This window comes from Dyadobacter psychrotolerans, from assembly GCF_004349265.1.
In the GTDB taxonomy this organism is placed as follows: domain Bacteria; phylum Bacteroidota; class Bacteroidia; order Cytophagales; family Spirosomataceae; genus Dyadobacter; species Dyadobacter psychrotolerans.
In genome coordinates this window covers 428,986-450,584 of the sequence record NZ_SMFL01000002.1, presented here as the reverse complement: position 1 = coordinate 450,584, position 21,599 = coordinate 428,986, and the positions used below count along the sequence as shown (strand labels likewise).

13 protein-coding genes are annotated in these 21,599 nt (G+C 44.4%); 6 read left to right on the top strand and 7 right to left on the bottom strand.

What is annotated here, in order from left to right; all coding sequences use genetic code 11:
• Positions 1-155 precede the first annotated feature (155 nt).
• From glgX to E0F88_RS05630, 3 genes are all read left to right on the top strand, one after another.
• Positions 156-2,330: a glycogen debranching protein GlgX gene (glgX, locus tag E0F88_RS05640; protein ID WP_131957223.1), complete on the top strand. Its 2,175-nt coding sequence runs from the start codon at positions 156-158 to the stop codon at positions 2,328-2,330.
• Positions 2,331-2,513: 183 nt separating this feature from the next.
• Entirely contained in the window at positions 2,514-3,020 is a 507-nt protein-coding gene (locus tag E0F88_RS05635) for a DUF4142 domain-containing protein (RefSeq protein ID WP_131957221.1), read from the top strand.
• A 70-nt stretch (positions 3,021-3,090) separates the two neighbouring features.
• The gene (locus tag E0F88_RS05630) at positions 3,091-3,537 is read left to right on the top strand and encodes a response regulator (RefSeq protein ID WP_131957220.1); all 447 of its coding nucleotides are present in this window, start codon (positions 3,091-3,093) and stop codon (positions 3,535-3,537) included.
• 4 nt (positions 3,538-3,541) lie between these two features.
• Here the strand turns inward: E0F88_RS05630 and E0F88_RS05625 are convergent, their stop codons facing one another.
• Complete coding sequence (locus E0F88_RS05625) at positions 3,542-5,029, bottom strand: family 43 glycosylhydrolase (RefSeq protein ID WP_131957219.1); 1,488 nt, start codon at positions 5,027-5,029, stop codon at positions 3,542-3,544.
• A 270-nt stretch (positions 5,030-5,299) separates the two neighbouring features.
• Here E0F88_RS05625 and tal point away from each other — a divergent pair, with 270 nt between their 5' ends.
• Positions 5,300-6,397, top strand: coding sequence for a transaldolase (gene tal, locus E0F88_RS05620; protein WP_131957217.1), 1,098 nt, complete (start codon positions 5,300-5,302; stop codon positions 6,395-6,397).
• A 113-nt stretch (positions 6,398-6,510) separates the two neighbouring features.
• Here the strand turns inward: tal and E0F88_RS05615 are convergent, their stop codons facing one another.
• A complete protein-coding gene (locus tag E0F88_RS05615) occupies positions 6,511-6,942 on the bottom strand; it encodes a response regulator (RefSeq protein WP_131957215.1) in 432 nt (143 codons plus the stop codon).
• 156 nt (positions 6,943-7,098) lie between these two features.
• On the opposite strand from E0F88_RS05615, the gene E0F88_RS05610 reads away from it, so the two are divergent.
• Both E0F88_RS05610 and E0F88_RS05605 read left to right on the top strand, forming a co-directional pair.
• Positions 7,099-7,776 carry a DUF421 domain-containing protein gene (locus E0F88_RS05610; RefSeq protein WP_131957214.1) on the top strand — a complete coding sequence of 226 codons (678 nt, stop codon included), beginning with the start codon at positions 7,099-7,101 and terminating at the stop codon, positions 7,774-7,776.
• Between the two features lie 184 nt (positions 7,777-7,960).
• Positions 7,961-8,401 (top strand): response regulator, encoded by a 441-nt coding sequence (locus E0F88_RS05605; protein WP_165940001.1) that lies wholly within the window; start codon positions 7,961-7,963, stop codon positions 8,399-8,401.
• 121 nt (positions 8,402-8,522) lie between these two features.
• Here E0F88_RS05605 and E0F88_RS05600 read toward each other — a convergent pair whose 3' ends face one another.
• The 5 genes from E0F88_RS05600 to E0F88_RS05580 all read right to left on the bottom strand — a co-directional run bounded on the left by E0F88_RS05600 (position 8,523) and on the right by E0F88_RS05580 (position 21,560).
• On the bottom strand, positions 8,523-10,103 hold the full coding sequence (locus E0F88_RS05600; protein WP_131957210.1) for a RagB/SusD family nutrient uptake outer membrane protein: 1,581 nt from the start codon (positions 10,101-10,103) through the stop codon (positions 8,523-8,525).
• 30 nt (positions 10,104-10,133) lie between these two features.
• Complete coding sequence (locus tag E0F88_RS05595; RefSeq protein WP_131957208.1) at positions 10,134-13,628, bottom strand: SusC/RagA family TonB-linked outer membrane protein; 3,495 nt, start codon at positions 13,626-13,628, stop codon at positions 10,134-10,136.
• The gene (locus E0F88_RS05590) at positions 13,621-14,631 is read right to left on the bottom strand and encodes a FecR family protein (protein ID WP_131957206.1); all 1,011 of its coding nucleotides are present in this window, start codon (positions 14,629-14,631) and stop codon (positions 13,621-13,623) included. Before E0F88_RS05590 ends, E0F88_RS05595 begins: the two co-directional genes overlap by 8 nt.
• Positions 14,632-14,778: 147 nt before the next feature.
• Positions 14,779-15,444 carry an RNA polymerase sigma-70 factor gene (locus E0F88_RS05585; RefSeq protein WP_131957204.1) on the bottom strand — a complete coding sequence of 222 codons (666 nt, stop codon included), beginning with the start codon at positions 15,442-15,444 and terminating at the stop codon, positions 14,779-14,781.
• Between the two features lie 215 nt (positions 15,445-15,659).
• A complete protein-coding gene (locus tag E0F88_RS05580; RefSeq protein ID WP_131957203.1) occupies positions 15,660-21,560 on the bottom strand; it encodes a cellulose binding domain-containing protein in 5,901 nt (1,966 codons plus the stop codon).
• Positions 21,561-21,599 lie beyond the last annotated feature (39 nt).

Below are 21,599 nucleotides of genomic sequence, written 5' to 3'. Positions count from 1 at the left end.
GGACAGTTGATGTCAGCAGAAATTTCATTAAGCCTTTCCAATAAGCTGGTACAATTTTCATGTAATCCGGGCGAAACAAGAACAATTCATTTAGACTTTTAGCTATGAGGCCTTACCTCATTTAGTTTTCAGATAGTTACATTAACACTTACACCATGAATCAGCATATCGAAAATGAATTAGTCCAGTCGCCGGAGTCAGTGGAAATAAAGGCTTGCCCTGGGAAACCATTTCCACTTGGCGCCACCTGGGATGGAAAGGGAGTTAACTTCTCGGTTTTTTCCGAACATGCAGACGGTATGCAGCTATGCCTGTTTAGCGACGATAATCATGAAAAAGAAAATGTTGTAATTAAAATTGAAGAAGTTACCCATCACATCTGGCATGTTTATGTTCCTGACCTCGGGCCCGGGCAGCGCTACGGTTTCAGGGCATCAGGACGTTACGAACCTGAAAACGGGCACAGGTTTAATCCAAATAAACTCCTCATAGATCCCTACTCAAAGGCTTTGGACGGGACGTTGAAATGGGATGAAGCAGTTTTTTGCTACCAGGCTGGAGCTCCCGACGAAGATCTGAGTTTCAGCGAAAAAGATAGTGCTGCATTTATACCCAAGTCTGTTGTAATTGATAATCGTTTTGACTGGGAAAATGACGAAAAGCCTGATATACCGTACAGCGACACAATTATTTACGAGGCGCATGTCAGAGGATTTACCATGCTCCACAAGGATATTCCGGATTACATAAAAGGAACCTATGCGGGAATAGCGCATGAAGTCAGCATCAATTATTTGAAAGAACTGGGTATAACAGCTATTGAACTTTTACCCATCCATCATTTTGTCGCCGATCAGCAACTGATTGAAAAAGGGCTCACTAATTATTGGGGATACAACACGCTGGGCTTTTTTGCACCTGACGCCCGTTACAGCAGCAGTGGCACGGCTGGTGAACAGGTAATTGAATTTAAAAAAATGGTTAAAGCGCTGCACAAAGCGGGTATAGAAGTCATTCTGGATGTTGTCTACAATCATACAGCAGAAGGAAACCACCTGGGCCCTACCCTTTCTTTTCGAGGACTTGACAACGCTTCCTATTACCGCCTGTGTGCTGATGATCAACGCCATTATATGGATTACACCGGAACCGGTAATACCTTAAATGTGCAGCTGCCGAACGTTTTGGCTTTAATCATGGACAGTCTGCGGTACTGGATAACCGAAATGCATGTAGACGGTTTTAGATTTGATCTGGCGGCATCGCTGGCAAGGACGCTTGAAGAAACCGATAGTTTAAGTTCTTTTTTTAATATCATTTACCAGGATCCTGTCATATCTCAGGTAAAACTGATTGCCGAGCCCTGGGACATAGGCGATCAGGGATATATGGTAGGCAAATTTCCGGTCGGCTGGGGAGAGTGGAATGACAAGTTTCGTGACCACATCCGTGATTTCTGGCGCGGAGGCGACATCAACCTATGTGAGTTTGCACACCGGTTTACAGGTAGCCCCGACCTTTACCAGGGAGATTACAGGCGCCCAACGGCCAGTATCAATTTTCTGACAGCACATGATGGTTTTACACTTAATGACCTGGTCACTTATAACAGGAAACATAACCTGGCCAATGGAGAAGATAATAAAGACGGAGCCGAAGCCAATAACTCATGGAACTGCGGAGTCGAAGGCCCAAGTGCTGATCAAGAAATTATACTTCTTCGCCACAAACAAAGAAGAAATCTTCTGACTACGATGTTTTTATCGCAGGGCGTTCCCATGCTGGTTGCAGGAGACGAATTGGGTCGCACACAAAATGGCAACAACAATGCCTATTGCCAGGATAATGAAATTTCATGGATCAACTGGGAGTCGGCTGATCTGAAATTATTGGAGTACACCAGATCACTGATACAATTTTGTAACGACCATCCGTCATTCCGGCGCAGAAGATGGTTTCAGGGACTGCCTGTTACCGGAACAGAATCAAATGACATTTTGTGGCTGCATGCCGACGGAAGTACTTATTCTGACCCGCAGTGGGATATTGAACTTGCCAAGACTTTTGGCGTATACCTGAATGGTAAAGGAATCAGATGTGTAAACTGGGACGGAAAGAGAATCACGGATGATAGCTTCTATATTATTTTCAACTCTGAGGAAAATCCGGCAGAATTCGTTTTGCCATCAGCAGAGTGCGGGGATCAGTGGCGAATTGTAATTGATAGCAGCGAAGGTTTTATCAGTGAAAAGGATGAAGAATTCAAAGCAGGTCACACACTGAATGTGCCTGGCCGGTCGGTGATGGTTTTGAAATGCCCCATTGACTAATTGTTTATTGGAATTGGATGTCGGGAGAACAAATGCCTATTGTCCTGTGGTATAGTTTTTTACAAGCGCACACGACTCAATGCCAACTGATTCTAAAAGTTATGATTTCATTAACGTATAAAAAACATAACCAACAATAATCAGAAGGCTTGATTTAACAAACCAACTAACCACTTTTACTTTATGAAAACGCTTTTTATCTCTGCCCTGATTTTAACAGGACTACAATTTGCTGTCTTTGAGGCAAGCTCCCAGACAGCTCCGGCCCAGGATACTGACTTTGTAAAAAAGGCTGCCGAAGGCGGTATGCTCGAAGTTAACCTTGGCCAGCTTGCACTTAAAAACGGAGAATCACAGGAAGTGAAAAACTTCGCAAAAATGATGGTTGATGACCATACAAAGGTTAACGGCGAACTGATGGCACTGGTAAAAAAGAAAAAAATGGAAGTCCCGGCACAATTAGGAAGTACCAAAAAAATGATGACAGACAGTCTGGCCTCTCAAAGCGGAAGCAGCTTTGATATGCTGTACATGAACATGATGATTGCTTCTCACGAAGAGACAATTGGCTTGTTTCAGGATGAATCAACCGGAGGCAAGGATGCTGACTTGAAGAAGTGGGCAGGTGCTAAAATTCCGGCTTTGAAACATCACCTTGAAATGGCTAAAAAGTTGTTTAAGACAAATTAATTATCTCGAATCAACCAAAAGGCTGTGCACAAAGGCACCTTTTTGGTTGATTTGATCGTTCTGAGAGTCTATGAACAGAGATTTATATATTGTTGATGATAGCGCCGACCATCAGTTTCTGATGTACAAGCTTTTAAAAGACTCGGTTACACCATATCCAATAAAATTTTTCGAAAGTGGACAGGCCCTTTACAGGCATATCCAGATACTTGTACAAACCAGTAAGCCGGATTTTTTACCGGCACTAATTATTTTAGATCTGAATATGCCGGGTATGAATGGAATCGGACTTCTTAAATTATTGCGACAAATTTCTAAGGCAAATAATTTAGAGATTCCTGAAATCCCTGTTGTGATCATGAGCAGTGATATATCTTCTGACCAAATCAATCAGTGTTACCAGGCGGGCGCCAACGCCGTTGTGGTTAAACCTTTCGATTACAATCAGATGAAGAATACGGTACTTTCCATTTGCCGGTTCTGGATCAGAAATCAGGATTCTGTCTTAAATGTCTGATTTTTTAATAACTCTTAAAAACAAATCCTTCAATTTCCGCTACATCACCGTCTGCACCTTTGGCTAAAATGCCTGCGCGAACGGCCCTGTCCCAGGGAGGCAGAAACTTAATATCCGGACTTGCTACTTTTAAGGTCGTAAAATCAGATCCTTTACTGCTGTAAGAAAAACTGATATCCGTATTATTTTTTACATTCATCTTAAGAAACAAATGCATGCCTTTCGCAGCGATTGGAAACACACCCAGATTGCTTTTCGCGCCATTTTTAACAAGCGTAACAACAATACTATCCTGCGTTGCAACCGTATAAATCAGATTTTTATCGTCTCCAATCAAAGCAACACCCGCAAGTGTATTCTTTCCCGGTATTGTTTCTACTACTGCTTCGTAGTTTTGGCTGTCTATTCTCCGGGCAATATAGGTTTCGCGGTCACCCTTGACTTTCATTCCCAGCCTGCCATTTTTTATTTCAACTGATGGTTTGTTGAAAACAGACCAGCTCCATTGTAGATCAAGTTTTTCTTTATCAAAATCATCAGTTATGGAATAGGATGAACTTACATCTGAGGGCGAAATATATTCATCAGTAAAGCGCAGCCAGTTGTCAGAAGTGAATTCAAAACCGCGAACCAATGCCTGCCGGCCGGTATATTTGTTTGAGGCCCTGTCATAGGCGTGGTACATAAAGTAGTTTTTACCCTTGTGCGTAACCGCCGTCCCGTGGCCCGGGCACATCCACTCTCCTTGCCCTGTCAGAATCGGATTTCCGGAATATTTTTCCCAGGGCCCCATTAGCTTTTTTGAACGTGCAATACCAGTTGCATACGTGCAGCCCGCTCCGCAGCAACCGGCAGCCGCATAAATTGCGTAGAAATATCCATTATTTTTTATGACCGAAACACCTTCAACCAAATTTGCTTCCCAGGGTGTGTCATTTCGAAAAAGCTCCTTTTTTCCCCCCGTCAGCGCCGTCCGCTGCTCGTTGATCGTCTGAATCCAGATCGGCGTCGGTTTGCCCACGCTGTTGCCATCTTCTTTCCAGGTCAGGTGCAGCTTGTTGTTTTCATCCCGTATTGGAAACCCGTCGATCGATCCTGCTTCCTGACAGACCAACGGCCCGTGATCTTTGAACGGTCCTTCCGGAGAATCGGCGCTGGCAACTCCGACACAAAGATTCCCACCTTTTTTATGTGCGGTGTAGTACACATACACTTTGCCATTATCATAATTCAGCTCGGGAGCCCAATAGTAAAAATCTGCCCAGGAAGTCAGATCAGGAAAAACGGATCCTGCCTGCTGCCAATTTTGCAAATCTTTCGATTTCATAAGTGGAAATGCAGGAGCCCAGTTGGAACTCGTCGCAGCAGCATAGTATGTATCTCCCACTTTAATCACTGACGGATCGGCAAAATCTCCGCGAATTACTGCCTGCTGTGCGTTTGCAAACTGGATAAATGTAAACAGCAGCGTACAAATGCTAAGTTTCTTCATAAATGAACTTTTATGTAAATGTTTTTTGCCAAATATAAGCAAACAGTAACTTATCCAGGGAAACTCGATCCACGATATATTCAGGTTTGTAAAAAAACGCATTCGTATTCCGGCAAATTTCATTTCGGACTTTTTTAAAGCATTTAATAGCAATCAAGCAGGGTGTAACAATTTCGAAATGTAATGAATAAGACGAAATTATTGTTAAACAAGAGCAGCCTTAGCCGGCCAGCCTATTTTATGAATACTTAATTAATAAATAAGTCGATCATGACAAGTAAAGTAAAAGAAATACATCAGTTTGGTCAGAGCATCTGGCTGGATTTTATCGACCGCAAAATTATTTTTTCCGGTGAGCTGAAGAAGTTAATTGATGATGATGGCGTCAGAGGTGTCACTTCCAATCCTGCCATATTTGAAAAAGCCATCAGCAGCAGTTCAGATTACGATGCTGACATCAGCGAATTGGCCAAAAGTGACATCACCAATGAAGAAATATTTTTCGGTCTGGCAATTGCAGACATAAAGCTGGCTTGTGACATATTGAAACCTGTTTATGATCAGGAGGTTGTGGGAGCCGACGGCTATGTAAGCCTTGAAGTATCCCCTTTCCTTGCGCTTGATACAGAAGGCACTATCAAGCAGGCAGGGGATCTTTGGAAAGCGGTAGATAAAGAAAATGTGATGATCAAAATTCCGGGAACGAAGCCCGGACTTGCCGCCATTCAATCAGCAATCAGCGAAGGAATTAACATCAACGTTACCCTGCTCTTTAGTCTCGATCGTTACGAGGCTGTTGTAGAATCGTATATTTCAGGATTGGAGAAAAGGTCTGAAAAGGGTCTGCCTATTCATAATATAGCTTCGGTAGCCAGCTTTTTCCTTAGCCGGATAGATATTCTGGTTGATCCTTTACTGGATGAAAAAGGTTTAGGCGATTTAAAAGGAGAAGTTGCCATTGCCTATGCGAAAAGCGCGTATCAAATCTACAAACGTCTTTTTAGCACTGACCGCTGGCAAAAACTTGCAGATAAGGGGGCCGTTCCACAGCGTTTGTTATGGGCCAGCACGGGAAATAAAAATCCCGCTTTTAAGGATACCAAATATGTAGAAGCGCTAATCGGGCCGAATACGGTTAATACCATTCCTATGGATACATTAACAGCTTACCGTGATCAGGGGATACCTGCGAGCCGCCTGGAAGATGACGTTCAGAAAGCGGATGAAATCATTGAAAAAATCACTGCGGCAGGAATTGATATTGATGCAGTTACAAAACAACTGGAAGATGAAGGAATAGAAAAATTCAATAAACCCTTCCAAAAATTGCTGGATGCTATTGAAGAACAAAGAGCGAAAAGCAACTAGTCTTCCGGCGTGGACCTGTTTCTATTGTTGGCTTTCAAACTTAATCTAAACAGGTTCACGCTTTATACTAAAACCTTAAATTCATAGATTTAACAAAAGTGTTTACCCAAAAACTATGTTCTTCCGTAAAACAAGAAATCTTGCTTCTTACGCTTTGTCCAGTCAATTTCAAGCACAGATGCCAGTATATGATTTAGCGCATCAATTGAATTGGGCTTCATTATAAACCCCTGCGCCCCAAGATCTTCTACCTGTTTAACAACCTTTAAACTAGTATTGGTAGAAAGAAAAATTACCGGTATTTTAGGTAAACCGCTTGTTGATTTTACCAGGGTGAAACATTCTATACCATTAAGACGCGGCATATTGATGTCCAGAAAAAGCAGATCCGGTGGAATATCACTGGAGAGTTCCGAAATTACTTCGGAGCCATCCGTCACAACCGTCAGCATGTAAGTAAGCCCGCTGTCGCGCAGCGCATGATCAAAAAGAAACACATCGTCTTCATCATCCTCGGCCAGTAGGATGCATATTGTATCATTCAAAACCTGTAAGGATTATTTTAGTTTTACCAAAAATATAAAAAATCCCCGATACTTACCGACTCTGAATGGTATAGGAACGCTTTCAAATCAGTATAGACGCTGTTGATTGGTACGGTTCTTTCATATTTATAGCAAATTTGATTTACTCTACACTTCATGGATTGGCAAGAACTATTTATCAATGACCTGGACTGGGAATTTGCTTTTGAAATAATACTCCGTACTCTGATCATGTTCGCGCTCATCCTGGTTTTTCTGAGAATCTCAGGAAAAAAGGGAGTCAAACAATTATCGATTTTTGAAGTGGCAATCATCATTGGATTGGGTTCAGCAGCTGGGGATCCAATGTCTAATAAGGATAATGCAATTGTACCTGCATTACTGGTTTTTGCAACAATATTGGGATTTTACCGCCTGGTCACCTGGTTTGCAATGAAAAATGAAAAATTCGAAAGCGTGCTGGAAGGAGATCCTGTTTACATTATCGAAGATGGCAGATTTAATTTGGACACTGGTGACGAAACATACGCAAAAGATGAATTTTTTTCTGAAATGCGGCAGCAAAGCATAGAGCACCTGGGACAGGTTCGCACGGCCGTTTTAGAACCCAATGGCAACGTAAGTTTTCTATATTATCAGGAAGATCAGGTTAAATCGGGTTTGCCGGTTATGCCTAAATTGTATAAACAAAAAATCAAGAACATCAGCTCCCCGGCCGATTATGCCTGCTCGTTTTGCGGCAATACTGAGCACATCGAAGAAGGCCCCAAAAAGTGCAACAGATGCGGTAAGGATGAGTGGGTTAAAGCACTTGACACACCCAGACTTTCGTAAGGAAATGGTTTACACAACCGAATAGTTTTTTATTTCAAGATTTTAGGTAGCAATAAAATCGTAGCCACGATAATTAAAGTATATAGTAAAATATGGCATTTTTAATCTGATATGCCTTTTATATTGAAAAATATTTCTGATTTTTATATATTGAGTATCTTTTCCCATCATAGCCAGGAATCCTTTGGACATTTTTACGGAGTCATTCAGTTTACAAACCCTGACAATTTTGCTGGCCGAGGATGACCATGACGATATCCTGGTTTTCAAGGAGGTTATTTCGGACTTTCAGATAACCATCAATTTACACTTTGCCAAAGATGGACTGCAGACACTTGAATTGCTTCATAAACTGCAGAACGTTGATATCGTTTTTCTTGACATCAATATGCCGTTGATGAATGGTTTGGAGTGTCTTTCTGAAATCCGGAAACAGTCACTTCCCGTTTCTGTCATTATGTTATCGACTTCAAATAGCGACTACCATGTATCTCAGTCCAAAATATTGGGTGCGAATGGTTACATCACTAAACCCGCATCACTAAACGACTTCAGGCAGGCGATTAAGGATGTACTGACAACGGACTGGACAAAGGAGCAAACGGATTTTTACGCAAATATTTAGCAATTATAAATTCAGGCAATAAAAGAAATTTTTTATACCTGCCGCCCGCCATCCTTGATTCCACTACAGAAGAAAAACCCGCTGACATACCAGCGGATCAATTCTTAAATCCACAAATCAATTAATTCCATTCGCCGGTAATGTCTTTGGCAACAAGCGGATTGGTATTTTTTTCAGTTAAGGGTATAGGAAACAGAACGTGTTTATCCTGAAAAAAAGACTGGCTTGACGTTGGATATTTGGCCTTCTTCTCTGCATTCAGCGTTTGTTTGGCAATTCCCCATCGTATCAGATCAAACCAGCGAACCTGCTCACCGGCAAGTTCCAGCTGGCGTTCGAGCATAATCTTTTTCATGGCTTCTTCCTTCGTTCCCAGCGAAGTGTAAGCATAGGCGCCGGAGCGTGTACGGACCTTATTGATCAACGGCAGCGCATCCGCTATTTTACCGCTATTAGTATATGCTTCGGAAAGCATCAGCAACACATCTGCATAACGTATCACCTGCGAATTGATATCCGACTGGGGAAGTTCTCCTTTTTCTTTGTATTCGTAGGGTTCGTATTTTCTCCACCTGAAACCATTTCCGTTTTCCGCATAAGGATAAGGCTTTGCACCACCAGTGCAATTGTCACAATAAGTCACGTCGCCACCACTTGTTTTATCTCCGTAAAAAGTATTCTTTGCCCTGGGATCCACATATACTTTTCCCGATTCGTCATTGTAAGTAAATGCCTTTACCGCCGCATCTGAAATAAACACGTTCCGCCAGTCATTCCAGCCATACTCCATGGCCCTTCCGGTCAAGGTGTTTTTACCACTTCCCGACCCTTCCTGTGAGCCAAACATGTAGTAAGGACTTCCTTCGGCCCAGCCTCCCCATGCTTTGTGAGGTATATCAAAAACCGTTTCAGCATTTTTTACCGGAGATTTGGTAAAAAGCTCATCGATATTCGAAACAAGATTATAGGTATATGGCGCTTTGGTCAGTAATTCAAATTGCACGGCAGCTTCCGTATATTTTTTCTGAAACAAATAGGATTTGCCAAGCAGCGCAATAGCTGCACCTTTTGTGGCACGACCCAGATCGGTAGCGCTGTAAGTTACTGGCAATCCGCTTATCGCATTGTTCAGATCTGATTCTATCTGCTTCCAGTTGTCTTCAACGCTGGATCTTGATAAGTAGAACTCGCTGTTTTCACCGTAGTCTTTTCGGATGGGTACACGCCCCCAAAGCGTTACCAGCAAAAACTCTGCATAGGCTTTCAGAAAGTAGGCCTCAGAAACATACTGGGCCAGTTTGACCTTCTCAGCATCAGAAGCCGGAACAACCTTTGAGGCTTTATCGATCACCAGGTTCGACCTGAATGTCATTTTATAAGCTGTTGACCAAAGATCATTAATTTGTGCATGGTTGGCCGCGTAGCTGTAATCGTGCAGCTGTAAAACATCTCCCAAAAGCGGGGCATCGGCCTCGGCCTCATTGCCGGTAAGGTCCATCAGATAGTAAAAATCCCTGGAATAAAGTCCCTCATAAAGCATCAGACCATAGGCTGCCGTAAGGGCTTCGGATATGGTTGCTGGCGTAGTAAAGTAGGTATCGTCGTTGTAGCTCGTCTGGTTTTTAACGTTATCCAGCGAGTTGTCGCAGCCAGCTATGGCCAGACAGGCCAACGTTCCGAGCGAAAGTATTTGCTTTTTCATTATCAGAAAAATGAAGTTGAATGGAGAAATTTAAAACCCTACCTGAACTCCGAGAAGGAAAGTTCTTGGCTGTGGATATTGACCTGTATCTACACCTTTTGTGAAAATAAAAGATTTAGCATCGTTTACACTGGCACTCACTTCGGGATCATATCCTTTGTAGTTGGTCAGTGTCAGCAGATTCATCCCCGTTGCGTAGATCCGGAAGCTTGAAAATACTTTTCCGGTTGTGGAATTCAGTACTTTTTTCGGCACGGAGAAACCAAGTGTAAGATTGCGCAGACGCATGAATGAACCATTTTCCAGAAACCGGTCAGATGCACGCAGGTTAGATGGCGTATTTTGTCCTGATCTTGGCATGTCGGTAACATCACCATCTTTTTTCCACGCATCCAGAACCGCCGTGGAAGAATTAAAAGGCCGGGTCGTCCCTTCGGTCCAGTAACGCAGTGCGTTGTAAACCTTTACGTCTCCAATCCCAGCCAGCCCCATCGAAAGATCCCATGCTTTGTAAGCTAAATTAACAGAGCCGCCATAGGTCCAAACCGGAATCGCCGAACCTAAAAAAGCCTGATCCATATCGGTTATCTGCCCGTCACCATTCAAATCCTTATAAACGATATCACCCGCCTTTAAGCCATCCTGATATGTTTTAAAGCCTTTAGCAATAGCCTGCTCATTGTATCTGGCAACTTCAGCTGCACTGGAAACCACTTTTTCTACCTGAAACCCATAAAATGAACCAATTGCTGCGCCCACGTCCGTTTTAGTAATGTTGATCCCGCCGTTTGTGCTGCCGCTGACAATAGGGCCACCATTACCGAGCGAAACCACATTGTTCTTGTTGTATCCAGTATTGGCAGATACACTGTAACTAAAATCTCCGGCCTGTCCAGCGTAAGAAAGCGCTATTTCAAAACCTTTGTTGACAGCATTGGCGGCATTTTGAACCATGCTCGCATCATTATAAATGTCCCCAAGTCCGGTTGATACCGGCAGCTTTACGTCAAGCAGCAGATCTTTGCTATTGCGTTTGTAGAAGTCCACACTTACCTGAAGTCTGTTGCGAAGAAGGCCAAAATCAAGTCCGAAATCTGTCTGTGTTGTCTCCTCCCATTTCAGGAAAGGATTAGGCACTCTGGTAACTGTTGCACCCTGCTGAAATGCTTTGCTTTCTCCAAAAGAGTAAACAATGTTGTTGTTTCCGTAACCGCGGTAAACGGTCGGATCTGTAAGGAAAAGGCCAATGTTGGCATTTCCGGTGATCCCCCAGCTACCCCTGATTTTAAGATCGGAGATAAAGGAAATGTTTTTCATAAACTCTTCATTGGCAACTTTCCAGGCTACCCCCACCGAAGGAAAATTCCCTTTTCGGTGCGCCTTTCCAAAAGCCGGGTTAATATCCTGGCGTAAAGAAGCATTGATCAGATATCTGTCGTGAAAAGCATAAGTAAGGCGTCCAAAGTAAGAGCGCGAAGCATAGATTCCTGATCCTGAACCTGTTATACTATTCGATTTAGATACCCCGATTTGTTTGATCAGATCATTTGTAAATCCTGATCCGGTCAGGTTGACACTCCGGCTTCTGTTACCCTCGTTAAAGGTATTACCAACCATAACCGAAAAATCATGCTGACCGAAGCTTCTCGAGTAAGTCAGGATGTTTTCAACGATCGGCGAAACTGAAAAACCGTAACTCTCATCGATTTTGCGATCCGTTTTAAGATTACCATTCAGATACTCACCGGTATAATTGTAGCTGTTGCTGTTGGAAAGACCAATATTTGCCTGCGATCTGAATTTAAGACCATTGAAAATATCTACTTCGCCCCAGAGCTGAAAGAGATTAGAAACACCTCTGGAAAGTTTCTCCGTTAAATAAATTCCTGGTAAAGGATTCAGTGCATCGTTTTGATCCAGAATGGTGGTCACTCTGCTGTATCCGCCCAGGTTGGTTGGATCCATGGTTGGCGCATACGGCGGCATGCGGAGTGCTTCCACAAAACTGGCGACATTTCCGGTTGTTCTGTTGTATTTGAAATTAATGGTTTGTCCAAGCCGTATTCTTTTTCCGATCTGCTCTTCAAGCTGCGTACGTAAATTGATACGCTGATATCCGTAATCTTTCATGATCCCTTCCTGATTGGTGTATCCGGCTGAGAAATTATAGGTTGCCTTGTCGCTGCCGCCCGTTACGTTCACATGATGTTCGGTCAGCTTTCCACTTCTAAAAATCTCCTTTTGCCAGTCGGTTCTGGTCACCAGTACATCTGGTGTATTAAGTTTGTCAGGTACTTTATTTCCCTGCGCTTCGTCAATATCTTTCACGAGTTGTACATACTGAGCGGCATTGAGCATATCCAGTTTTTTCCAGGCCTGCGCCACGCCGACATAGCCGTTGTAGGTTACCCTCGGCGTACCTGCTTTTCCTTTTTTTGTTGTGATCAAAACGACGCCGTTAGCGGCAGAAGCTCCGTATATGGCAACAGACGCGGCATCTTTTAAAACAGTGATATCCTGAATGTCATAAGGACTAACCGAATTAATATCACCACCCTGGATTCCGTCTATCACATACAAAGGGTCTGAATTGGTGAGTGAACCAACGCCGCGGATAATTATTTTGGCATTCGATCCCGGCAAACCGCCCGTATTAACAATTTGCACACCGGCTATTTTTCCCTGTAAAAGCTGCTGTGCAGATGTGGCCGAAACATCGCCAAATTCCTTTCGTCCCACTACGGAAACCGCACCGGTCAAATCTTTCTTTTTAGCCGTTCCATAACCAATCACGACTACTTCTTCCAAAGCTTTTGTATCTACTGACAGAGAAACATCAATCGCCGAACGATCACCGACGATCTCCTCTTTTGGCAAATAACCTACAAACGAAAAAATCAAAACGATATCGGAGCTCGCGCTTGTTATTTCATATTTACCGGAAATATCCGTTGTAACCCCTCGTTGCGAGCCCTTTATCACGACGCTGACACCAGGCAGTCCGTCGCCCCTTTCATCGGTTACCTGGCCTTTTACTGTGATCTCTTCCGGATTTAGTTTTGTGGTTTTCAAAACCGAAACCTCTGGTTTACTCAAAGTTTCAGGAGATGATACCGGAGCAATAGTTGCGCTTTCAATGGTAGCAATCGCGGGTTCGAAGGCCTTCTTTTCAAATCTGGAAACAATCACATAGGCTTCCTTACCGGCTTTTCTGAAACGGAGATTAAAGGGTTTAAGCAAGTCGGTCAGCTGCTTTTCCAGCTTGTTTCCTTCCTGGTGAAATTCAGCACCGGTAATAAGAATGTTTTTAACCGTTTCTTCTTCAAAAATTATGCTTACCTGATGCTGTTTACCCAGGTCGATCAATAAATCTTTAAGGTTTTTAGCTCTGTTTCGGGTTTCCGAATGCTGCGTGCGGACTGGTATCTGCTGACTTGCAAAGGAAATAGCCTGAGCCGTGCAAAGCTGCTGAACAGATAACATGGTCAGCACGATGCGGGTTTTTTGTAGAAATCTGCTACTCATGATTTAAATTGGTTACTGATTTTCTCAATTCTATGAATTCATTGTGTTTTACTACTTCAAGATGAAGCAGCTCGGATAAGATGGCGAGCAAATCGTCTGCCTGACGGGCTTTATAAACTCCTCCGATCCGACGTTTACCGAGAACGGGGTCCAGGATACGTACCTTTACTTTAAAGCGGTCATTCATTTGCTCAACGGCCTCCGACAAAAGGGTATTGTCGAAATAGAACATGTCCTGCTTCCAGGCTACAAACTGACCCGGTGCCGCGACAGATGTAAGAGTAGATTTCCCGTCCTTCTCAGATAAAAACAGGTTACCGGGTTTCATATAAAGCTGCTTGCCTTTAGGCAGGCTCAGCTTCACTTTTCCTTTTGTTAAAAAAACCTTCGTTGCCCTCTCGCGCGAAAAAGCCACAAATTCGGTTCCGAGTACCTCAATGAGATAATCTTTATCCATTCTAACGATAAATCGGCTATCGCTTTTGGTATGTACAACCTTAAACTCTGCCTCACCTTCCAGGATCACTTCCCTGTTACCGGAGCCAAAACCCAGCCTGGGAACACGTAGCACAGAATTGGCATTGAGCACCACGCTGGTTCCGTCTGACAGCTGATAGGAAGCGATCTTTCCGTTTTCTGAGATCAGTGATTTGTACATCAATTCTTTTCTGAAAACAAAACCGGCAACCAATAACAGACAGGCTGCCACTGCACTCCAAAGCCAGGCCGTTTTCACGATACTGAATCGGTTTTTCTCGATCTGCGGCGCTGCGGCATTTTTCTCAACCTGTTCATTATTGATCAGGGAAATGTAGGCTGCCAAAGCAGTTTCGATCTTTGGTGAAAACTGGGGATGACGGGTTTCCCATTCATCCAGATAGTGATAATAAAGCTCTTCATTCTGCGGATCAGCCAGCCAATCCTCAACGAGCTTACGCTGAATGGATGTAGTCCTTCCGTCAAAAAAATCGAAAAGGACATCCTTTGATAGTGATTCTTTCATCTTATACTTTTTAGCTTTTACAGCCCGGTCAGGACTGTTTGGAAAATTTCAGATCAACCGTAAAAACCTCATCTGAGGACAGGAAATGTTTCAATGAGAACATTTTAAAGAACAGACAATTACGGTGTTCTCAACCCCATACCGGATTTATACTTTAATTGAAAGAAGCAGAGCCAGGTATATAAACCAGCTGTCTTTTAATCCGTTGCGAAGTCTGGCAATAGCGCGCGTGATAAGGGCCTCCACCGATTTCGGCGTAATTTGCAGTTCAGCGGCGATCTCCTCGAGTGTTTTACCTTCCACACGTTTAAGCAAATAGGCCCTGCGGCATTGCGGCGGCATTTCCTGTACAATTCGTTCGACCTGCTGATGTAGTTCACTATATAATAATGCGTCACAGGGATTCAGCGCCTGGGCTACAAACGGAGTTGCCGCTGCTTCCAATGGAGAGGTCCTGTTCAAATCCCATTTCAAATAATTGTAAGACCGGTTCCTTACAGCCTTGTACAGGTAGGCCCGATAGGAAGTTGTTATCATTTCAAAAGTTCTGCCCTGCCAGAACGCTGCAAACACCTCGGAAACGATGTCTTCTGCTACCTCGTCCGAATGCACAAACCGGATCGCATGATTGCACAAATTGGTGTAGTACCGTCGAAACAGCAGTTCGCAGCCCTTTTGGGGATTTTGGTTAAACATTTCACGAATCAGGTATTCATCGTGGAGCATAACCGGCTCGTTATCCTGCACAGGCAGATCCGAGATCTGTTTTACGGCTGATTCGGGTTCTAATTTTTTTATAGAATTAATTGCCATACCATTTAATTAACCTTACTACGGATTTACAGTTTAATCATATAGACAAGACTGTATGCCCCATCCCCATACTATAAATAATATTTTTTTTTCAATAAATAATTCTATAAAGCCAGATTACCAAAAAGATTTTTTACAGCCTGTTTACAAAAAAGCCCGGATCAACCTGGGCTGATCCGGACTTCAACATTAAACTTCTAAAACGATTTAAAACATTAAGGCTTAACTATTTTCAAAGAAAGCGTTTCTTTTGATGTACCAACCTTAATCAGATACAAACCTGAATTTTTACCCAGAGGAAGGGTGTGCTGCTCATTTTCTACGGGTTTGTCAACCAGTTTTTGAAACAGAACACGTCCTTTCAGATCGGCAACCAGAATCCGGACAGGCGATGCGTTTGCCCCGCTGACAATAATGTTTGCATGATCTGTTGTCACAGGATTTCCCAGGACGGTCACATTCAGCCCGTCCGACGTTGTTTCGATCTCTGGCAAGCCAAGTCTGGCATTTACCTGTGTAGCCGGTTCCTGCCCATAAACCAGCTGACCTTTGTAGTAAATCGTTATCTTATTGTTTTCAGCGAATGTGCCTGCTGCTTTATAAGAATGATCATTGGTATCATCAAATGCCGACCAATCCGTTTTTCCGATTCTGTACTGAATATTGCCTGTATTGCTCAGCGGATATAGTTTCCCCAGAGAAGCTGCTGCTTTCAATTCAAAATATGTATCTGCATTCACAAGCTGTTGGCCCCCGGTAAACTGCCCTGAAATGTTCCCCGCAGCTAACTTTGCAAAGTCAATCCAATAGTTAAGGCTTGCTGTACCATCTGCTGTGAACCAGTAACGGATTGATAAATCTGCGTAGTCCACCGGCACGTTTCCTTTGTTTTCAATTTTAAGCCAGGTGCTCAGCGAAGTAGGAGAAGCATTGGTGTTTTTATTTTCGGAATAAACTTTCAGATCTAAAACTGCCGCAGCTGTATCAGGCTCTGTTCCCCACCAAAGTTTACCATTGCGATATAGGGTAATATGGTCATTTGCAGTGTAGGACGAGCTGCTTTTAAATGAATAATCATCCGTTTCTGCAAGATTTTCCCAGTTTACATTCGCAAATCTCGACTGAATAACACCTGAATTACCTCCCGCATTTAAACTGCCTGCAGATGCGTTAAACTGATACTCCACATAGCCCAGTGCTCCCTGACGCGGTTTGTCAAGTGCAACATAGTTTATGGTAACCTTGTTATTTCCGATCTCGGCATAGTCAATCCATTTGTTTATCCCGGCATAATTCTCCGCAGTAACCCAGTAGCGCGCTGTAAGTTCGCTGTAAGGGACGGCAACTGAACTTTCATTGGAAATGGTCAGATATGGCTTAATGGTATTGTTGTCAACCTGGCCATTGTCCCCATCTTTATAAAGCACCTTCAATCCTGAAGAAACCTTCAATGTACGGCTCGACGCCGGGGCTGCGCTGTATGTTTCGTTGCCATTCTGAGAGGCGGTGATCACAGTCGTTCCGGGTGCAATGACCTGGATCTTCCCGTTTGAAATGACAGCTACTGTTGTATCCGAACTTGAGTAACTGACCGGTAAACCAGAACTCGCTACCGCACCTGGATCAAAACTGATATCGCCTACAGTCTTTGGCGCCAGACTGTCCAGAGAAACTGTTTGTGCGATTTGTGGCGGAGCAGCAATCGTCAGACAGAAATCATCTACCACCAACTGACCAGACGGACCAGCCTTCGAAGCCCATATACCGATGGTGGCTGCGTTTGCGGGTGCAAGTTTAGTTACTGTATATTTGGTATATACGGTTGCAGTCGCCGCCGGCGTAGATGGATGAACCTGGAATTGCGTCGTGCCGCTTGTTATTTTAGCTCCCTGTGAATCATAAAAATCGATTCCGATTCCGGCCCACCACGGCAGGATCAATTGGGAAGCATTTGATGGGTTAGGAGTTCCTTCCACTTTTGCCCAAACATCAAAAGTGATTTCCGACCCGCCTGTTACAGGGATTGCTTTTCCATAATTAATCGCTCCCTGATCTGCCGTAATCACAGCACTTTTCAACCCGCTGCGGGCAGAAGTGCCAATTTTTGCGACGGAAACATTCGGGTTTCGGATCCAGTTTACAAAGCTGCTCTCAAAACCATTATTCGTCATAATCCCGCATGCTCCCGCGCTGATCACAGTTATGGCCGAACCCGAAGAAAGTCCGCTGGCATCCTGTGCAGTAGCTGTAACAGTAGCTGTTCCGATAGCCACCGCAGTAACAATTCCACTGCTGTTAACCGTAGCAACTGAAGGATCCGATGAGTTCCATACCACCGTTTTATTACTTGCATTTAAAGGAGCAACAGTTGCTTTAATCGAAGTTGTATCTCCCACGCCAACAGTAGCGTTGGTTTTACTTAGTACCACCGATGCCAGCAAAACATTGGAAGCCGATATGACGCTGCTGGCTGTTTTTGCTCCATCCTGCGTTGTAACCGTAATGGTAGCATCTCCCGGAGCAACACCGGTTACAACGCCGCTCTGGTTAACCGAAACAATACCGGCATTGGAAGTCGACCAGATCAGCGTTTTGTTTGTGGCATTTGCAGGCTGTATCGTTGCAGCAAGTGTAACCGAATTATTCACACCCACTGAACCGGTTGACGGGATCGTCACGCCTGTCACTGCGATGTTCGCGGCCGTTACTGTTGAAGAAGCCGTTTTGCGACCTTCGTCTGTGGTTGCTGTGATGACGGCAGTACCAGGCGACACTCCGCGTAGAAGCCCACTTCCATCAACACTTACCGTGGATGTATTTGACGAAGTCCAGGTTACTTTTTGATTGGTTGCGTTTGCAGGTAACACCATTGCTGCCAATCTTGTTGTATCACCCACACCTACAAAAGCAGTTGATGGGTTCACTCCGACTGACGTAAGGGGTGTAAGGCCGACTTCAATCGCATTGATTGCAGGATAATTCATGTTTGCAATCGGTCTGAAGGTCAGATTGATCAACCCGGAAACCGTCGATCTAATATTGAATTCTTTAATGATCGGCTTATGTCTGCCACCAGCCTGCGCAAATATATCAAAGTTTTTAAGCAGCGTATCAGCCACAGAATTTCCGGTCACATTAAACTTCCGTTTTCCGGAAGTGATCGTTTCACTGATTTCAGAAAAGTGCAGCCGGACCTTATAGACCGCATTTGGAATCAGGTTTCCGTAACTGTACTGTAATGTCGTACCACTGTTTCGCTGTGTTTTGTAAACATTCTCAGGTGCCGGATTTACAAGACCTGTCAGATTTTGAGCAGTTTGTGTGCCCGATGTCCACATGGATGCAGACTGAGGCGTGTCAGCTACGAAATTGCTTATCGTCGGTCCGCCGCAATTATTTGCCCGGATATTGGTACCGACTGTCAGCAAAGTAGCAGCTGTTTTTCCACCGTCCGCAGTGGTAACTGTGATTGTTGCCGTGCCCAGATTAAGTCCGGCAACCAATCCGCTTTCATTAATTTTGGCAATGGTAGTGTCAGAAGAAGTCCAGCTCACACTTTTGTAAGTAGCGTTTACAGGAAATACAGTCGCAACCAGGTTTTTAGAAACGCCCAATCCTACCAGGGTTGTCGAGTCGAGCATTACCGAAGTTACCGGAATTACAGGTGTAACTTTGATACTGCTTTGAGCGGTTTTTCCGCCGTCCTGGGTGGTTACCATAATGGTTGAAAGCCCCGCAGAAACGCCTGTAACCAGCCCGGTCGAACTAACGGTAGCAATATTCGTGTCGGATGAACTCCAGCTAACCGCGTTGTTGGTCGGATATGCCGGTGTGAGCGTGGCTTTCAGTTGTTTGGTAAAACCAACGATGACTGAATCCACGGCCGGAGCCACTGCCACGGAAACGACTGGTCCGCCGGAAGGTTCACCGACAAAGATTCCATTTCCACCAATGCCAAGGTATACTCTTCCATGCAAATCAGCAGCCATGTTACTTACAATTCCCGGAACCGGATTTGCGATCGTTGTCCAGCTGCCGCCATTATCATCTGAACGAAAAACACCATAAGAAACACCATTTATGGCCGTTCCCTCCGAACTAACATAAATAACGGGGTTGGACGATGCGGTTGTATCAGCCTTTCCGACTGCCACCCACTTTGGTCTGGTGATTACCGAAGGGTTTACTTTTGTAAAAGTTTTTGCTGTATCTGTTGAATGAAAAAGTCCGTCACCTGAAAATGAAATCCAAAGATCTCCTTCTTTTCCCGGGGTTGTTTCCACATTCATTTGCGCCACATTTCCTACATTAGGTAAGTTGCTGGCCGCCGCTGCAAAACTCACTCCACCATCGGTGCTGACATAAACTTTGCCAGCTGCATAAATGTAAAAAATATTACCGTTCACTTTGTCCGCTGCCAGTGGCTGCATTCCCGCCCAGATATCGTAAATACTGCCTGCTTTTAAAACGCCGGTAGGAACGCCCACGCAAGCAGTCCAGTTGGTGCCGAGATTGGAAGATTGGTAGGTTAAGCCTCCTTGTGTAACCCAGACCATTTTTCTGCTGGTGGCAGAAACGGCAATCCTTCCTCTTGCTCCGGGTAGTGTAGCAAATTTGGTATAAGACGTGCCGCCGTTAGTCGAATAACCTCCGATAGCAGTTCCATTCCACCCATCACTGCCGACGCGTGCTATAAAGTTTGGATCGTTGTACTGAATTGCACCACCCGAAGTATTACAGCCTGTATTGGTAATAAATGAGCTTGATATTCCTTTTGCGGGTGGCGTATCCAAAGATTTATGGTCAAAACCACCCACATCTCCCGTGGTAGAAACAAGATAGTTAGAGCCTGAAGGTGGCGCTACCAATGGGCCTGCCACTACAATTTCTTCCAATCCGTTATTACGTAATTTCCATGTAACCCTGGAATCCCATACGTTGGTCGTCTGACCTACGTCAAGCATATCCGAAAACCAAACCTGTCCTGCACTGAACGGATCCCAGGCAAAACCATTCACATTGTGACCGATATTTCCGTTTGCACCATCTCCTCCTGAATGAGGTGCCTCAGTAGCATCCCGGGTTGCAGGGACCATTGACGACCAGCTTCCTCCGCTCCCGCCCGTGGTGCTGCGGTAGGCAACATCATGATTCCATGAACCTGTGGTTGTTACAATAATCTCATTACTGTTGGCGGGATTCACCCCTACACCGCTGAATTCCTTACCGGTTACCGGCGTAATATTTACCCAGCTGCTTCCGTTCCATTTGTTTACTGTTGTACCTTCTTCTTTTACATTATAGTCCCGGAGCGTTTGTGTCACAAAAAAAGTACCGTCATTGCTAATGCTGGCGCGGCGCGGCCGGACAGGGCTGCCTGGCATTAATGCAAACGAATTCCCACCATCCGTACTACGGTATACGCCATCCCGGCTTCCAAGAAAAATGTTTTTGGTCGCACCATCAATCACACCACCGCTTTTATCGAAAAATATAAATCTGCCGGGCAGGTCGTCGGGTAAAGAAGTATTGACCTTCGTCCATGATCCTACCGCCCCAGCCGCTGTACTCTTGTATGTACCATTGGCACGGGTTGTTACATATACCACATTACTATTGTTAGGATCAACCGCGAGTCGGTCAGAAAAAGTCTGGTCGCTGTTGGGGAGAACAGTTATCGGCAGCTGGCAGTCTGTCCAGGTTGCACCCCTGTCCACCGACTTCAAAACCGTACCGGGAGAAGTTCCCCCACCAGGAACAGTTCCCTTGCCTGTCTGATGAGTTGCATAAAGAATGTTTCCCGTTACGTCGCCCGGATCAAACGCCAGGTCCCCGCATTTAGCTGCTGCTTCCCAGTTCCAGTAGGTCGTTGGTATTTTGCCATACCACATCAGATCTTCCCATTTTTGGGTAGCATGGTTCCAGCGATAAGGCGTACCAACATCAGTGGTAATAAAATAAAGATTTGGCACTTTCGGGTGCGCCTTAATGCTTGTCACATTACCGCCACCGCCCATTCGGACTGGCTTCCAGTTGTAAGTTTGCGCATTTGCTACAAAATTCAGGGCTCCTGTAAGTGCAATCAACAGGATCATCATTCGGATTGATGTTTTCATAAATGTTGTTTTAGTAAGACATAAATTGTGTTACCAAAT

Coding starts and splice junctions, on each gene's coding strand:
- E0F88_RS05635 (WP_131957221.1), top strand. CDS start 2,514: ATGAAAACGCTTTTTATCTCTGCCCTGATTTTAACAGGACTACAATTT.
- E0F88_RS05585 (WP_131957204.1), bottom strand. CDS start 15,444: ATGGCAATTAATTCTATAAAAAAATTAGAACCCGAATCAGCCGTAAAA.
- tal (WP_131957217.1), top strand. CDS start 5,300: ATGACAAGTAAAGTAAAAGAAATACATCAGTTTGGTCAGAGCATCTGG.
- E0F88_RS05625 (WP_131957219.1), bottom strand. CDS start 5,029: ATGAAGAAACTTAGCATTTGTACGCTGCTGTTTACATTTATCCAGTTT.
- E0F88_RS05630 (WP_131957220.1), top strand. CDS start 3,091: ATGAACAGAGATTTATATATTGTTGATGATAGCGCCGACCATCAGTTT.
- E0F88_RS05610 (WP_131957214.1), top strand. CDS start 7,099: ATGGATTGGCAAGAACTATTTATCAATGACCTGGACTGGGAATTTGCT.
- E0F88_RS05580 (WP_131957203.1), bottom strand. CDS start 21,560: ATGAAAACATCAATCCGAATGATGATCCTGTTGATTGCACTTACAGGA.
- E0F88_RS05600 (WP_131957210.1), bottom strand. CDS start 10,103: ATGAAAAAGCAAATACTTTCGCTCGGAACGTTGGCCTGTCTGGCCATA.
- E0F88_RS05590 (WP_131957206.1), bottom strand. CDS start 14,631: ATGAAAGAATCACTATCAAAGGATGTCCTTTTCGATTTTTTTGACGGA.
- glgX (WP_131957223.1), top strand. CDS start 156: ATGAATCAGCATATCGAAAATGAATTAGTCCAGTCGCCGGAGTCAGTG.
- E0F88_RS05595 (WP_131957208.1), bottom strand. CDS start 13,628: ATGAGTAGCAGATTTCTACAAAAAACCCGCATCGTGCTGACCATGTTA.